Origin of the sequence: Rhodoferax potami, assembly GCF_032193765.1 — a bacterium.
In the GTDB taxonomy this organism is placed as follows: Bacteria; Pseudomonadota; Gammaproteobacteria; order Burkholderiales; family Burkholderiaceae_C; genus Allorhodoferax; species Allorhodoferax potami.
In genome coordinates, this window is the sequence record NZ_JAVBIJ010000001.1 from 1283246 (window position 1) to 1297769 (window position 14524).

Here is a 14524-nt window from a genome sequence, read left to right on the forward strand (position 1 = left end):
AGATGAATGCAAGGCAGCGCTGAAAGTTCAGGAGCTGCAGCTGATGGAAATCTGCGCGGCCCAGTCGGGCGGAAAGCCGGCCCAGGCCTCGAACTCCGGATGTTCGTCGTGCGGCGTCTCCAACACTTTCAGCAACTCAGCGACCACGCTGAAATCCTTTTGCCGGGCCGCTTGGATGGCTTGCTCTCCCAAGTGGTTGCGCAGCACATATTTGGGGTTGGTTTTGAGCATCAAATCCGCTGCGAGCGCTCGTGGATGTTGCGCGAGCAGCTCCGAATAAGATAGCAACCATGCGTCAAAGCCGGCTCTGTCCAGGAACAGGTCGCGCACCGAATCAGCAGCTGCCGCCGAGTCAGCGCCCCAATAGCTGAGGCGCCGCCAAAAGATGGTGAAGTCGACTTTGTCGGCTGCCAGCAAATTCAGGATGCCTTCAATGACCGGCTTCTGGGCCTCTTGCACCTCGGTAAAACCGAGCTTGGCCGCCATGCGGCGGGCAAACGCCTGCGGGTACAGGTCCTTAAAAGTTTCGAGGGCGGCAATGGCGTGTTCCTGCTCGTCAATCAGCGGCATCATGGCCTGGCCCAAACAAAACAGGTTCCAGTACGCCACATTCGGCTGCTTGTAAAAAGCGTAGCGGCCGCCCGTGTCCGAGTGGTTGCAGATGTGGCCGGGGTCGTAAGCGTCCATGAACTGGAAAGGCCCGTAATCGATGGTCAGGCCCAAGATACTCATGTTGTCAGTGTTCATCACCCCATGGCAAAAGCCCACTGCCTGCCAGTGTGCCACCATCTCGGCGGTGCGCGCCGTCACTGCGGCCAGTAGCGCCACATAGGGGTTGCCGTTCCAGCGCGCGTCGGTGCGGCACTCGGGGTAGTAGTGGTCGATTACAAAATCGGCCAAGGTTTTCAGCTCGCCGGGCATGCCGTGGTGGCAGAAATGCTCAAAGTGCCCGAAGCGGATAAAGCTCGGGGCCATGCGCGTCACCACCGCGGCTGTTTCTATCGTCTCGCGCCGCACCGGTGCATCGGACCCGGTGACACACAGCGCGCGTGAGGTGGGCACGCCCAGACCATGCATCGCCTCGCTCGCCAGAAACTCGCGAATGCTGCTGCGCAACACAGCACGGCCATCACCCATGCGGGAGAAGGGGGTCAAGCCCGCGCCCTTGAGCTGCACCTCCAAGCCATCGACTTCGCCCAACAGGATCGCTCGGCCGTCGCCCAACTGGCCGGCCCATTGGCCGAACTGGTGGCCGCTGTACACGCTAGCCAAGGGCATGCTGCCGTTCAGCGGGCGGTTGCCGGTCAGTGCCTGCAACACCTCCGGGTCGCGCAGCAAAACCTCATCCCACCCGGCGCTGCGCGCGGCAGCTGCGCTGGTGCCCACCCAATACGGTGCCGGAAGCGGGGTAGGGGAGAGCGGCGCAAAGAACGCGTCTCCCAGCGTGGCAAATCGGTTATTCCAGCGGAGGGGGAGGTCCAGAGCGTCGGGCGCAGGGGGCAAATGGGGCATGGGTGAATTGTCCCGCATATGACTAATTCAGCGTCTCCGAGGGGACTTGCTCGCAGTACTATGTGAGTCGCCGAAATTGCAACAGCTTGTTTCCGGTGTTGGTGTGTTTGTTACAAAAATTTAGACAGAGGTGACTTGATGTTAGGTCTGATGCAAAGCCAGCAGTTGCTGATCTCCACCTTGATTGACTTTGCCGAGCGCCACCATGGCGAAGGCGAAGTGATTTCCCGCCGGGTAGAGGGCGATATCCACCGCACCAATTACAAAGAGGTGGCCGTCCGTTCCCGCAAAGTGGCCAATGCCCTCGATGGCCTGAACCTCGCGTTTAGCGACCGCGTAGCCACATTGGCTTGGAACGGCTACCGCCACTTGGAGCTGTATTTCGGGGTAAGTGGTTCGGGTCGCGTGCTGCACACCCTGAACCCGCGTTTGCACCCCGACCAGATTGTTTGGATCGCCAATCATGCCGAGGACCAGGTGTTGTGTTTCGACATGAGCTTTTTGCCCATCGTGCAAGCCGTGCACAGCCGCTGCACCACCATCAAACATTTCATCGCTCTCTGCGATGCGGACAAGCTGCCCGCCGACTCCGGCATTCCCGATCTGCAAAGCTACGAGGCTTGGATCGGCCAGCAGCCCGCCACCTACACCTGGCCCGAGTTTGACGAAAACTCGGCCTCCAGCATGTGCTACACCAGCGGCACTACCGGCAACCCCAAAGCGGCGCTTTACAGCCACCGCTCCACGATATTGCACGCGTTCTCCGGCGCTTTGCCCGATGCGCTCAACATGAGCGCCCGTGATGCGGTCCTGCCGGTGGTGCCCATGTTTCATGTCAACGCTTGGGGCTTGCCGTATTCGGCTGCCATGACTGGCGCCAAGTTGGTGTTCCCCGGCCCTGCGATGGATGGCAAATCCATTTTTGAGTTGATTGAGTCCGAGAAAGTCAGCTTCGCGGCCGGTGTACCGACCGTGTGGCAAATGATGCTGGGTCATATGCAAGCAGGCGGCCTGCGCTTCTCGACCCTGAAACGGACCGTGATCGGTGGCTCGGCGTGCCCGCCCGCCATGATTACCGCGTTTAACGATGTGTACGGCGTGGAAGTGCTCCATGCCTGGGGCATGACGGAAATGTCGCCCCTGGGCACGGTGTGCACCCTGAAGAACAAGCACCTCGCCATGGACTCCGCCGACAAGATGAAGGTCCGCCTGAAGCAAGGCCGCGGCATTTATGGCGTGGACATGAAGATCGTGGACGGCGAGGGCGCCGAGTTGCCCTGGGATGGCAAAGCCTATGGCGACCTGCTGGTTAAAGGACCGTGGGTCATCAGCGAATACTTCAAGGGCGAGGGCGGTTCACCCTTGGTCGATGGTTGGTTCCCCACCGGCGATGTGGCCACTATCGACTCTGATGGCTTCATGCAAATCACCGACCGCAGCAAGGACGTGATCAAGTCCGGCGGCGAGTGGATCAGCTCTATCGATGTCGAAAACATCGCCATGGCCCACCCCGCTGTGGCGATGGCGGCTTGCATCGGCATGAAGCACCCCAAATGGGACGAGCGCCCCATCATTGCGGTGGTTAAAAAGCCGGGCAGCGAAGTGAGCCGCGATGAGCTCATCGCCTTTTACGACGGCAAGACCGCGAAATGGCAGGTGCCGGACGATGTAGTGTTTGTCGAGGCGATTCCCCTGGGCGGCACCGGCAAAATGCAGAAAACCAAATTGCGGGAGCTGCTCAAGGACTACAAGCTCCCCGGCGCGTAAGCTGGCCTCTCAGCACTCGCTTTTTTAACGCTGAGATTCGGGAAAACCCTTTGTCCCAGCGGTGACAAAGGGGCTTGGTGAGGGGGGTAAAGCTCCTACAATCGAAAAAAAGAACGATCGTTCTATTTTGAGATTAACCTCACCCACGGAGCCTGCATGACCGCCCAGTACCAAGTCCATGGCGATATCGCCGTCATCACCCTGAACAACCCGCCGGTCAACGGCTTGGGCCTTTCCACCCGCCAGGGAATTGCAGACGGCATGGCCCAGGCCAATGCCGATGCCGCGGTCAAAGCCATCGTGATCACCGGCGCCGGCAAGGCGTTTTCCGGCGGTGCGGACATCACCGAATTCGGTAGCCCCAAGGCGCTGCAAGAACCCAACCTGATCAGCGTCATCAAGGTGTTGGAAAACTCTGAAAAGCCAGTGGTCGCGGCGATCCACACCGTGGCCATGGGCGGCGGTTTGGAACTGGCCTTGGGTTGCCACTACCGTATTGCAGCACCCGGCACCAGCATTGCGCTTCCGGAAGTCAAACTCGGCCTCGTTCCCGGTGCCGGCGGCACCCAGCGCCTGCCCCGCGTGCTCGGTGTGGAGCCAGCACTCAACATGATCGTGAGTGGCGAGCCCATCAAGAGCGAAATGCTGGCCATGCTGCCGGGCCAGAAGCTGTTCGACAAGCTTTCCGCTTCCGCCGAAAGCCTGGCTGAAGAAGCCTTGGCCTTCGCCCGCTCGGTGGCAGATGTGCGCCCCCTGCCACTCGTGCGCGACCTGAAGTGCAAACACCCGCAAGGCGATGCGTACTTCCAGTTCGCCCGCAACATGGTCAAGGGCATGAGCAAGAACTTCCCGGCTCCCGCCAAGTGCGTGGATGTGGTGGAAGCCGCTACCAAAAAGAAGTTTGACGAAGGCATGCAGGTCGAGCGCGAGGCCTTCATCAACTTGATGTTTACTGCGGAGAGCAAGTCCCTGCGCCACCTGTTTCTGGCGGAGCGTGCAGCATCCAAAATAGCGGATGTGCCCTCGGATACTGCGCAACGCGCTATCAACTCTGTAGCAGTCATCGGCGCCGGCACCATGGGTGGCGGCATTGCCATGAACTTCTTGAATGCGGGCATCCCCGTCAAGATGCTGGAAATGAAGCAAGAAGCCTTGGACCGCGGCATTGCCACCATCCGCAAGAACTACGAAGCCCAAGTCGTCAAGAAGAAACTCAAGCAAGACAAGTACGAGCAGCGCATGAGCCTGCTGACCACCACCCTGAGCTACGACGACCTCGCCGGCACCGACATGGTGATCGAAGCGGTGTTTGAAGAGATTGGCGTTAAAGAAGCCGTGTTCAAAGAGCTGGACCGCGTGATGAAGCCTGGCGCCATCCTCGCCTCCAACACCTCCACCCTAGACGTCAACAAAATCGCCAGCTTCACCAAACGCCCAGAAGACGTGGTGGGCCTGCACTTCTTCAGCCCTGCCAACGTGATGAAGCTGCTGGAAGTGGTGCGCGGCGAAAAGACCGCCAAAGACGTGATGGCCACCGTCATGTCGGTCGCAAAAAAGATCAAAAAGACGGCAGTGGTGTCTGGCGTGTGCGACGGCTTCATCGGCAACCGCATGATCGAGCAATACGGCCGCCAGGGCGGTTTCCTGCTGGATGAAGGCTGCACACCCGAGCAAGTGGACAAGGCCATGGAGAAATTCGGCATGGCGATGGGCCCCTTCCGCATGGGCGATCTGGCAGGCAACGACATCGGCTGGGCCATCCGCAAGCGCCGTTACACAGAAAAACCAGACATGAAGTACAGCAAAACGGCTGACTTGCTGTGCGAAAAAGGCCGCTTCGGCCAGAAGACCGGTGCCGGCTGGTACGACTATGTGCCCGGCAAGCGCGACGCCATCCCGAATGCGGAAGTGGTAGCCATGATTGAAGAGCACCGCAAGGCGCTGGGCATCACGCCCCGCAAGATTTCGGACGAAGAAATCGTGCAACGCCTGGTGTTCAGCCTGGTGAACGAGGCCGCCCACATTCTGGAAGAGGGCATTGCCGCCAAGGCCAGCGATATCGACATTGTGTACATCTTCGGCTACGGCTTCCCCGCACACCGCGGTGGCCCGATGAACTACGCCGATGAAGTCGGCCTGTTCAACGTGGTGCAAGCCATGAACCGTTTTGCCAAGAACCCTCTGGACGATGCCAAGTTCTGGCAACCCGCGCCGCTGCTGGCCCGTCTGGCCGCTGAAGGCAAAACCTTCAACTGAGCGTTCGCGCCGTTCACACCAATCAAGGAATCACCATGACATCTGCAGTTATTGTTTCTACCGCACGCACCCCTCTGGCCAAGAGCTGGAAGGGCTCCTTCAACATGACCCACGGCGCCACGCTGGGCGGACACGCCGTGGAGCACGCGATTGCGCGTGCCGGCATCGACGCCGCCGAGGTGGACGACGTCATCATGGGCTGTGCCACCCCCGAGGGTGCCACCGGTGCCAACATCGCGCGCCAGGTGGCCCTGCGGGCAGGTTGCCCGGTCACGGTGTCGGGCATGACCATCAACCGCTTTTGCTCTTCCGGCCTGCAAACCATTGCCACCGCGGCGCAACGCATCATCTCCAATGAAGGCGATGTGTATGTCGCGGGTGGTGTGGAAGCCATCTCTTGCGTGCAGCAGGAAATGAACATCCACATGCTCAACGACCCCTGGCTGAGCAAAAACAAGCCCGAGATCTACTGGAACATGTTGCAAACCGCGGAGAACGTGGCCAAGCGCTACAACATCAGCCGCGACGCCATGGACGAATACGGCGCCGCCAGCCAGCAGCGTGCCACTGCCGCACTGGAAGCTGGTTTGTTCAAAGCCGAAATTGCACCGATCACCGTCACCATGGGCGTGGCAGATAAAGTCATGGGCCTGATGACCAAGCAAGTAACTGTGAGCGACGACGAAGGCATTCGCGCCGGCACCACCAAAGAAGGCATCAGCGGACTGCGCTCTGCGTTGCCCGGCGGCCTCATCACTGCGGGCAACGCCAGCCAGTTTTCCGATGGCGGTGGCGCTGCGGTTCTGATGCATGAAAAGCTGGCCGAGCAAAAAGGTTTGCAACCTTTGGGCCGCTTCCTCGGCTTTGCTGTGGCCGGTTGCGAGCCTGACGAAATGGGCATTGGCCCCGTATTCGCCATCCCCAAGGTCTTGAAGCGCCTGGGCCTGACCATGAACGACATCGACCTGTGGGAGCTCAACGAGGCTTTTGCGGTGCAAGTGCTTTATTGCCGCGACAAGCTGGGCATCCCCGCAGACCGCCTCAACGTCAACGGCGGTGCGATCGCGGTGGGCCATCCCTACGGCGTATCCGGCCAGCGCCTGACCGGCCACGCGCTGATAGAAGGCAAGCGCCGCGGCGCCAAGCGCGTCTGCGTCACCATGTGTATCGGCGGCGGCATGGGCGCGGCGGGCGTGTTTGAAGTGCTGTAACCCGCACGACAACATTGGCCATCTGAAACGAGCCGGTCTGCGCACAATCCGCAGTCCGGCTTTTTTATTTTCTTGAGACCTTGTCCATGACCCTGCGCACCACCCTCGACTTCCTGCTCCACGACTGGCTGGACACTACCGGCCTCACCAGCCGCGAGCGCTTTGCGGACCACAACCGCGAAACTTTTGACGCGGTGCTGGACACCTGCGAGCGCATTGCGCGCGAGAAGTACGCGCCGTTCAACCGCCTGGTGGACACGCAGGAGCCGCACTTTGATGGCGACCAGGTCACTTTGCCGCAGGCCACCCACGATGCGTTCAAGGCCTACGCCGAGTCGGGCATGCTGAGCGCGGCGCAGGACTACGACATCGGCGGCATGCAGCTGCCCTACAGCGTGGAGGCCGCGGCCAATGCGTTTTTTGCCTGTGCGTCGGTCAGTATCGGTTCCAGCCTGCTGTCCGTGGGCAATGCCAATTTGCTCATGGCACACGGCACCGAATTGCAAAAGCAGGTGTTCGCCTACAACGAGTTCTCCGGCCGTTGGGCCGGCACCATGTGCCTGAGTGAACCGCAAGCGGGTTCATCCCTGAGTGATGTGGCGACCCGTGCGGTGCCGGACGGCGAGGGCTTTGAGTCTGACCCGCTGGGTGCGCGTTACCGCCTGCGTGGCAACAAGATGTGGATCTCTAGCGGCGAGCACGAACTCACCGAAAACATCGTTCACTTGGTGCTCGCCAAGATTCCGGATGCGGATGGCAAGCTGGTGCCCGGCACCCGCGGCATTTCGCTCTTTATCGTGCCCAAGAAGTTGGTGAACGCCGAGGGCCAGCTCACCGGTGTGCGCAACGACGTGGCGCTCGCCGGCCTGAACCACAAGCTGGGCTGGCGCGGCACCACGAACACACTACTGAACTTTGGCGAGGGCAAGTTCCCCGTCGATGGCCAAGCCGGCGGACCCTTTGGAAACGGCGCAGGCGCCGTGGGCTACCTCGTGGGGCAGCCGGGCAAAGGCCTAGCTTGCATGTTCCACATGATGAATGAGGCCCGCATCGGCGTGGGCATTGCGGCAACCATGTTGGGGATGGCGGGCTACTACGCGTCGCTGGACTACGCCAAAAATCGCCCGCAGGGTCGCCCAATCACCGGTGCCGGCAAGGACGCTGCCGCTCCGCAGACCCGCATCATTGAGCACGCCGATGTGAAGCGCATGCTGCTCACGCAAAAGGCCTATTGCGAAGGCGCATTGGCTTTGGAGCTGTACTGTGCCCGCCTGATTGACGAGCAGCATACCGGCACCGCGCAAGACGCCGAAGATGCCCGCTTGTTGCTAGAAGTGCTCACCCCGATTGCCAAAAGCTGGCCCAGCGAGTGGTGCCTGGAAGCCAACTCCCTGGCCATCCAGGTGCACGGCGGCTATGGCTACACCCGCGACTTCCCGGTGGAGCAATACTGGCGCGACAACCGCCTGAACATGATCCACGAAGGCACCCATGGCATTCAAGCCATGGACCTGCTGGGGCGCAAGGTGCTGATGGAGGAGGGCAAAGGCCTGACACTGCTGAGCCACCGCATCATGGCCACCGTCAACCGCTGCAACGGCATTCCTGCGTTGGCGCCACACGCCAAGGCGCTGGCCCGCGCGTTGCAGGATGTGGGTGTTGCCACCCAGAAGGCCTGGTCTACCGGTGTACCCGGCGAGGCCTTGGCCAATGCAGTGCCCTACATGCAGGCTTTCGGCCACACAGTGCTCGCCTGGATCTGGCTGGACGTGGCCGGTTGCGCGCTGGATAACGACCCGCAACAAGAGACGCTGGAGACACAGGGCCATGTGGGTTGCGCCAAATTCTTCTTCCACTATGAGTTGCCAAAGATAAATGCCTGGCTGGGTGTGGTGCAATCGAGGGATCTGACTTGTGCAACATTCCCCGAAGGAGCTTTCTGATGGCATTTTTTAAAAAATACAACGGCACCACCAACGTCAAATTGGTGCGCATGGAGCGCTTGATCTGGGCGCTGATTTACGGCGGCCTGCTGGCCATGGTGTTGGGCTACTTTATTGACCAACAAGAGGCGCAAGACGCGGCCTTGTTTTACAACCTTGGCGGCTTGGCGGTTGTGGGCGGCGTGGTGATGGTGTTTATCCGCTCCCGCTTGCGCGGCGAATAGGCCAAAGCACCCGTTTCTATCGCTGAGGGGACAGGCTTTTGCGCAGGCTTCTGCGCACAATTCCGTCCATCTTTTTTGCAACTCCGGGCTGACCGCATGACACGCACCATCCAACAACTTTTCGACCTCACTGGCAAGACCGCCTTGATCACCGGAGGCTCCCGCGGCCTGGGCCTGCAACTGGCCCACGCTTTGGGCGAAGCCGGCGCCAAAGTGCTGATCAGCTCGCGCAAAGCGGCAGACCTGGAAGAGGCCTGTGCCGAGCTGCAAGCCGCAGGCATCGACGCGCGTTGGGTGGCTGCCGACTGTGCCAAAGAATCCGAAATCCAGCGCTTGGCCGATGAAACCCTGCAGCGCTTGGGCGATGTGGACATTCTGGTCAACAACGCCGGCGCCTCCTGGGGCGCACCCGCTGAAGACCACCCGTTGGACGCCTGGGACAAGGTGATGAACCTCAATGTGCGTGGCTACTTTTTGCTGAGCCAGATCATCGCCAAGAAGAGCATGATTCCGCGCTTCCAGAGCGCGCAAGCGGCGGGTCAACAGTACGGTGGTCGCATCATCAACCTGGCCTCGATTGCGGGGCTGAACGGCAACCCGCCGGCCATGCAAACCATTGCCTACAACACCTCCAAGGGCGCGGTGATCAACTTCACCCGCGCTTTGGCGGCCGAGTGGGGCAAGTACAACATCACCGTCAACGCGGTGTGCCCGGGCTTTTTCCCCAGCAAGATGACAGCCGGTTTGTTGCAAGCCATGGGTGAAGAGAACCTGGCCGCTGCCGCACCGCTCAAGCGCCTGGGCGACGACGAAGACCTGAAGGGCCTGTGCGTGCTCTACGCATCCGACGCCGGCAAACACATCACCGGCCAATGGCTGGCGGTGGACGGCGGCGTGAGCGTGGTTACCGGTGCATGACCAGCCTCTGGGAAAAAGCGGTGGGCTTCGGCGTTGAGATTCCCTTCGTCACCCACCTCGGCTTCGAGCTCACGGTGTTTGAGGGCGGGCGCTCTGAGATCCTCTACACGCCACGGCCTGAACACCTGAACTCGTTCAACGTCACCCATGGTGGCGCGCAAATGACCCTGCTGGATGTGACGATGGCCACCGCGGCACGTAGTGAGACGCCGGAGTTGGGCGTAGTCACCATTGAGATGAAAACCAGCTTCATGCAACCCGCCGTCGGCGCCCTGACCGCCAAGGGCGAGCTGATGCACCGCACCGCCACTATGGCCTTTACCCAGGCCACGGTGTTTGATGCCAACGGCAAAGCCTGTGCCCACGCCACCGGCACCTTCAAGTACATGAAACGCCTGGCCACCGGCGCACGCAGCGTGAACGCACTGAACGCACCGGGCACCGGCATTGCCACCGACTAGCGCTTTTTGGGCCAAATGGGCCTCTGGCGCCCGTTGAATATGCGCGAGCAGCTATCAAAAGAATAGCGTTTGAGGAGACAGCATGCACAGCGAAACCGATTTCCCGGCGACCCACACGGTGTTCAACCAGGTCGAGCCCTTGGCAGATACCGATCTGCTGGCGGGCAACCGCGCCTTGGAGAGCGCACTGGCTTTTCATACGCCGGGGCTAGACACGACTGCGCTGCAATCTTTGGGCGCGCAAATGGGCAGCCGTGCTATGCAGACCCATGCGCGCCTGGCCAACACCCACCCACCTGTGCTGCACAGCCACGACCGGCTGGGGCGCCGGGTGGACCAGGTGGAGTTCCACCCCAGCTACCACGCGCTGATGGATGCCGCCGCCCAGGCCGGCCTGCATGGCAGCCCCTGGGACCCGGCGGCAGGTGAGGGCGCCCACCTGCGGCGGGCGGCTGCATTCATGCTGTTCACCGAAGCCGAGCCTTCCATCCTGTGCCCCATTTCCATGACCTACGCGGTGCTGCCGGCGCTGCGGGGCAACCCGGCCGTGTTTGAAGCCTGGGCACCGGGCCTGATGGCGCGGGCCTATGACCCCGGGTTCAAGCTCTACCGCCACAAACGCGGCCTGACCATGGGCATGGGCATGACCGAAAAGCAGGGTGGCTCGGATGTGCGGGCCAACACCACGCAGGCCATCCCCGACGGTGAGGATGCGTGGGGCCCGCGCTTCAAGCTGCTGGGGCACAAGTGGTTTTTCTCGGCCCCCATGTGCGACGCCTTTCTGGTGCTGGCGCAAAGCCCGGCGGGCTTGTCCTGCTTTTTTGTGCCGCGCATCCTGCCCGACTTCGCGGATCCACAATCACCCGGCACCGTGAATGCCATCCGCATCCAGCGCCTGAAAGACAAGCTGGGCAACCACGCCAATGCCAGCTCGGAAGTCGAGTTTCAGCACGCCACTGCCTGGCTGGTGGGCGTGGAGGGGCGCGGTGTGCCGCAGATTCTGGAAATGGGCACCATGACCCGGCTGGACTGTGCCTTGGGCACCGCCGGCCTGATGCGCCAGGCGCTCAGCATCGCGCTGCACCATACCTCGCAGCGCCAGGCCTTCGGCAAGGCCCTGATCGAGCAAGCGCTGATGCGCAATGTGCTGGCCGACCTTGCTATCGAATGCGAAGCGGCTTGCGCACTCTCCATGCGGCTTGCAAGCGCTTTTGACCATGCATCTAACCCGCACGAACTGCTGATGGGCCGCCTGCTGACTCCGGTGGCCAAATACTGGATCTGTAAGCGCGGCGCTGCTTTTGCCCAAGAAGCCATGGAATGCCTGGGCGGCAACGGCTATGTGGAAGAGGGCGGAGAAGGCACCATGGCCCGCATTTACCGCGAGATGCCGCTCAACTCCATCTGGGAAGGCGCCGGCAACATCATGGCGCTGGACCTGCTGCGCGCCCTGCGCAAGGGCGATACCGCCGCAGCCCTGGCCCGTGAACTTGCTCCCGCTCGTGGAGCCCACCCCGCACTCGACAGGCTGGCAGCGTCCTTGCCCACGCGGGTGGAACTCATGGCTACCGAGATGGAAGCCCGCCGCCTCGCACAAGACGTGGCACTCGCCGTACAAGCTGCGCTCTTGTACCAAACGGCGCCCACTGCGGTGTTCGAGGCGTTTTGTGATTCACGACTCGGAGGCAACTGGGGCTACAGCTTCGGCACTCTGGGTGCTGCGGTGGACTTTGACGCCATCCTGCTGCGCGCCATGCCCTATTGATTTTTCTGGAGAAACCCATGACAGATCTCATTCTTCACCACTACCCCACCTCGCCTTTTTCTGAAAAGGTGCGCCTGGTGCTGGGCTACAAACAGCTGGCTTGGAAGTCGGTCATCATTCCGGCCATCATGCCCAAACCCGATGTGGTGGCCCTGACCGGCGGCTACCGCAAAACGCCGTTTCTGCAAGTCGGCGCTGATGTGTATTGCGATAGCGCCCTGATTTGCGAAGTGCTGGAGCAGCTGCGCCCCACGCCCACCCTCTACCCCGAAGACGACAAGGGCCTGAGCCGCATCGTTGCGCAGTGGGCGGACAGCACTTTGTTCTGGGCCGCCATGGCCTACAACCTGCAGCCCAAAGGGGCGGCCAGCATGTTTGAAGGCGCGCCCCCGGAAGCCGCCAAGGCCTTCGGCGCCGACCGCGCCGCCATGTCCAGCGGCATGACGCGCCTGCGCCCCGGTGACGCTGCTGCGGCCTACAAGAGCTACCTGCGCCGCATCGCCAGCATGCTCGAAGGCCAGGACTTTTTGCTAGGCAGCAACCCTTGCGTGGCCGACTTTGCCGCTTACCACCCGCTGTGGTTTACCGCCAAACGGGTGCCGGTGATGGCCGACATCCTGAACGCAACCCCCTCGGTACAGGCCTGGATGGCTCGCATGGCGGCCATCGGCCACGGCAGCTTCGAGAAGCTGTCTGCTACAGAAGCCATAGCAGCTTGCGCACAAGCTGTGGGCGCCACAGCCCCATTGGACACGTATTTCCAGGACGAGCACGGTATCCCTCTGGGCAGCGAAGTGACCATCGCCGCTGAAACCTTCGGTCAGGAGGCGACTGCCGGCACCTTGGTCGCTGCCACCCGCACCCGCTTTACGTTGAAGCGCGTGGACGAGCGCGCCGGCACCGTGCATGTGCACTTTCCGCGCATCGGCTATGTGCTCAAGGCGGCGCAGGCATGAGTCAGGACATCCAATGGAAGTGGCTCGCATTTGATGCACTGAGCCGCGACCAGTTGTACGAATTGCTGCGACTGCGCAGCGAGGTGTTTGTGGTGGAGCAGAACTGCGTGTTCCTGGATATGGATGGGCTGGACGACAAGGCCATGCACTTGCTGGGAGTTCGGGCGGCGGCGGGCTCTGCTCCGTGTCCCCCGCCCGCGTTGCGGGCTACTCCTTGTACGGAGCAGAACCCACTGCCACCCGAACTCCTTGGCGAACATGTTGGTCGAGCCAAGACCGAACTAGTCGCCTACGTGCGCTGCTTCCCCGCCGGTGTGACTTTTGACGAGGCCAGCATCGGCCGCGTGGTGACCAAGCCCGACGCCCGCGGTGGTGGTCTCGGCCACCTGCTGATGGCTGAGGCCGTCAAAGCACTGCAAGCGGAGTGGGGCGCACAACCGATTCGCATCGGTGCGCAAGCCCACCTCAAGTCTTTTTACGAGCGACACGGCTTTGTGGATGTGGGCAAGCCCTACATCGAAGACGGCATTCCGCACCTGGAAATGCTGCGCGGCGCCTGAAAAGTACCGTTTTCAAACACTTATAACGAGGAGAACCCCTGTGATTGCAAACTTTCAAGGCAAAACCGCCGTACTGACCGGCGCAGGCTCCGGCTTCGGGCTGGAATGCGCTCGCATAGGCGCCCGGCTGGGCATGAATTTGGTACTCGCCGACGTGCAGCAAGACGCGCTGGACAAGGCGGTTGCCGAAATGGAGGCCGAAGGCGCTCAGGTGCTAGGCATGCGGGTCGATGTGTCGCAGGCCGAACAGGTAGAGGCGCTGGGGGCCGCCACGCTGCAGCGCTTTGGCGCGCCGCACCTGGTGTTCAACAACGCAGGCGTGGGGGCAGGGGGCCTGATCTGGGAGAACAACGCCCGCGACTGGGAATGGGTGCTGGGTGTCAACCTCATGGGCGTGGCCCACGGCGTGCGGGTATTCACCCCCATGATGCTGGAGGCCGCCCAACAAGACCCTGCTTGGCAGGGCCACATCGTCAACACGGCCAGCATGGCGGGCCTGTTGAACGCCCCCAACATGGGGGTTTACAACGTGAGCAAACACGCCGTGGTGTCGCTGAGCGAGACCCTGTACCAAGACCTGGCGCTGGTCACCGACCAGGTGTCTGCCAGCGTGTTGTGCCCCTTCTTTGTGCCGACCGGCATCAGCCAGAGCGAGCGCAACCGCCCCTCAGGTGCGGCGCCAGCCCAACCCACCCGCAGCCAGCTGATCGGCCAGGCCATGACCGACAAGGCGGTCACTAGCGGCAAGGTCACCGCCGCCGAAGTCGCACAAATGGTGTTCGATGCGGTGGCCGAAGGGCGCTTCTATATTTATAGCCATCCCAAGGCGATTGCTTCCGTGCAAACCCGCATGGAAGACGTGATGCTGGCGCGCAACCCCACCGACCCATTCGCCCATAAGCCTCATCTAGGTGAGGAATTGAAAAGATTACTCCGCTAAATCACTGACCA

The 14524-nt window shown here is 61.6% G+C and carries 12 protein-coding genes; 11 read left to right on the forward strand and 1 reads right to left on the reverse strand.

What is annotated here, in order from left to right; genetic code table 11:
- Positions 1 to 27 precede the first annotated feature (27 nt).
- Complete coding sequence (locus RAE21_RS06125; protein WP_313880598.1) at positions 28 to 1512, reverse strand: protein adenylyltransferase SelO; 1485 nt, start codon at positions 1510 to 1512, stop codon at positions 28 to 30.
- A gap of 138 nt (positions 1513 to 1650) precedes the next feature.
- Here RAE21_RS06125 and RAE21_RS06130 point away from each other — a divergent pair, with 138 nt between their 5' ends.
- From RAE21_RS06130 to RAE21_RS06180, 11 genes are all read left to right on the forward strand, one after another.
- Positions 1651 to 3279, forward strand: coding sequence for a 3-(methylthio)propionyl-CoA ligase (locus RAE21_RS06130; protein ID WP_313880599.1), 1629 nt, complete (start codon positions 1651 to 1653; stop codon positions 3277 to 3279).
- A gap of 156 nt (positions 3280 to 3435) precedes the next feature.
- Positions 3436 to 5535: a 3-hydroxyacyl-CoA dehydrogenase NAD-binding domain-containing protein gene (locus RAE21_RS06135; RefSeq protein WP_313880600.1), complete on the forward strand. Its 2100-nt coding sequence runs from the start codon at positions 3436 to 3438 to the stop codon at positions 5533 to 5535.
- A gap of 35 nt (positions 5536 to 5570) precedes the next feature.
- A complete protein-coding gene (locus RAE21_RS06140) occupies positions 5571 to 6746 on the forward strand; it encodes an acetyl-CoA C-acyltransferase (RefSeq protein WP_313880601.1) in 1176 nt (391 codons plus the stop codon).
- Positions 6747 to 6832: 86 nt separating this feature from the next.
- Entirely contained in the window at positions 6833 to 8689 is a 1857-nt protein-coding gene (locus RAE21_RS06145; RefSeq protein WP_313880602.1) for an acyl-CoA dehydrogenase, read from the forward strand.
- Positions 8689 to 8913 carry a hypothetical protein gene (locus tag RAE21_RS06150; protein ID WP_313880603.1) on the forward strand — a complete coding sequence of 75 codons (225 nt, stop codon included), beginning with the start codon at positions 8689 to 8691 and terminating at the stop codon, positions 8911 to 8913. The genes RAE21_RS06145 and RAE21_RS06150 overlap by 1 nt, the downstream gene beginning before the upstream one ends.
- A 96-nt stretch (positions 8914 to 9009) precedes the next feature.
- Positions 9010 to 9831, forward strand: coding sequence for an SDR family oxidoreductase (locus tag RAE21_RS06155; RefSeq protein ID WP_313880604.1), 822 nt, complete (start codon positions 9010 to 9012; stop codon positions 9829 to 9831).
- Positions 9828 to 10292 carry a PaaI family thioesterase gene (locus RAE21_RS06160; protein ID WP_313880605.1) on the forward strand — a complete coding sequence of 155 codons (465 nt, stop codon included), beginning with the start codon at positions 9828 to 9830 and terminating at the stop codon, positions 10290 to 10292. The genes RAE21_RS06155 and RAE21_RS06160 overlap by 4 nt, the downstream gene beginning before the upstream one ends.
- An 82-nt stretch (positions 10293 to 10374) precedes the next feature.
- Entirely contained in the window at positions 10375 to 12057 is a 1683-nt protein-coding gene (locus RAE21_RS06165; protein WP_313880606.1) for an isovaleryl-CoA dehydrogenase, read from the forward strand.
- A 17-nt stretch (positions 12058 to 12074) separates the two neighbouring features.
- Positions 12075 to 13013 carry a glutathione S-transferase family protein gene (locus RAE21_RS06170; RefSeq protein WP_313880607.1) on the forward strand — a complete coding sequence of 313 codons (939 nt, stop codon included), beginning with the start codon at positions 12075 to 12077 and terminating at the stop codon, positions 13011 to 13013.
- A complete protein-coding gene (locus RAE21_RS06175) occupies positions 13010 to 13573 on the forward strand; it encodes a GNAT family N-acetyltransferase (protein WP_313880608.1) in 564 nt (187 codons plus the stop codon). The genes RAE21_RS06170 and RAE21_RS06175 overlap by 4 nt, the downstream gene beginning before the upstream one ends.
- A gap of 40 nt (positions 13574 to 13613) precedes the next feature.
- The gene (locus RAE21_RS06180) at positions 13614 to 14513 is read left to right on the forward strand and encodes an SDR family oxidoreductase (RefSeq protein ID WP_313880609.1); all 900 of its coding nucleotides are present in this window, start codon (positions 13614 to 13616) and stop codon (positions 14511 to 14513) included.
- The last annotated feature ends 11 nt before the right edge of the window (positions 14514 to 14524 follow it).

Excerpts from the sequence above, each read along its gene's own strand:
- RAE21_RS06125 (WP_313880598.1), bottom strand. The coding sequence starts at position 1,512 with ATGCCCCATTTGCCCCCTGCGCCCGACGCTCTGGACCTCCCCCTCCGC.
- RAE21_RS06130 (WP_313880599.1), top strand. The coding sequence starts at position 1,651 with ATGTTAGGTCTGATGCAAAGCCAGCAGTTGCTGATCTCCACCTTGATT.
- RAE21_RS06135 (WP_313880600.1), top strand. The coding sequence starts at position 3,436 with ATGACCGCCCAGTACCAAGTCCATGGCGATATCGCCGTCATCACCCTG.
- RAE21_RS06140 (WP_313880601.1), top strand. The coding sequence starts at position 5,571 with ATGACATCTGCAGTTATTGTTTCTACCGCACGCACCCCTCTGGCCAAG.
- RAE21_RS06145 (WP_313880602.1), top strand. The coding sequence starts at position 6,833 with ATGACCCTGCGCACCACCCTCGACTTCCTGCTCCACGACTGGCTGGAC.
- RAE21_RS06150 (WP_313880603.1), top strand. The coding sequence starts at position 8,689 with ATGGCATTTTTTAAAAAATACAACGGCACCACCAACGTCAAATTGGTG.
- RAE21_RS06155 (WP_313880604.1), top strand. The coding sequence starts at position 9,010 with ATGACACGCACCATCCAACAACTTTTCGACCTCACTGGCAAGACCGCC.
- RAE21_RS06160 (WP_313880605.1), top strand. The coding sequence starts at position 9,828 with ATGACCAGCCTCTGGGAAAAAGCGGTGGGCTTCGGCGTTGAGATTCCC.
- RAE21_RS06165 (WP_313880606.1), top strand. The coding sequence starts at position 10,375 with ATGCACAGCGAAACCGATTTCCCGGCGACCCACACGGTGTTCAACCAG.
- RAE21_RS06170 (WP_313880607.1), top strand. The coding sequence starts at position 12,075 with ATGACAGATCTCATTCTTCACCACTACCCCACCTCGCCTTTTTCTGAA.
- RAE21_RS06175 (WP_313880608.1), top strand. The coding sequence starts at position 13,010 with ATGAGTCAGGACATCCAATGGAAGTGGCTCGCATTTGATGCACTGAGC.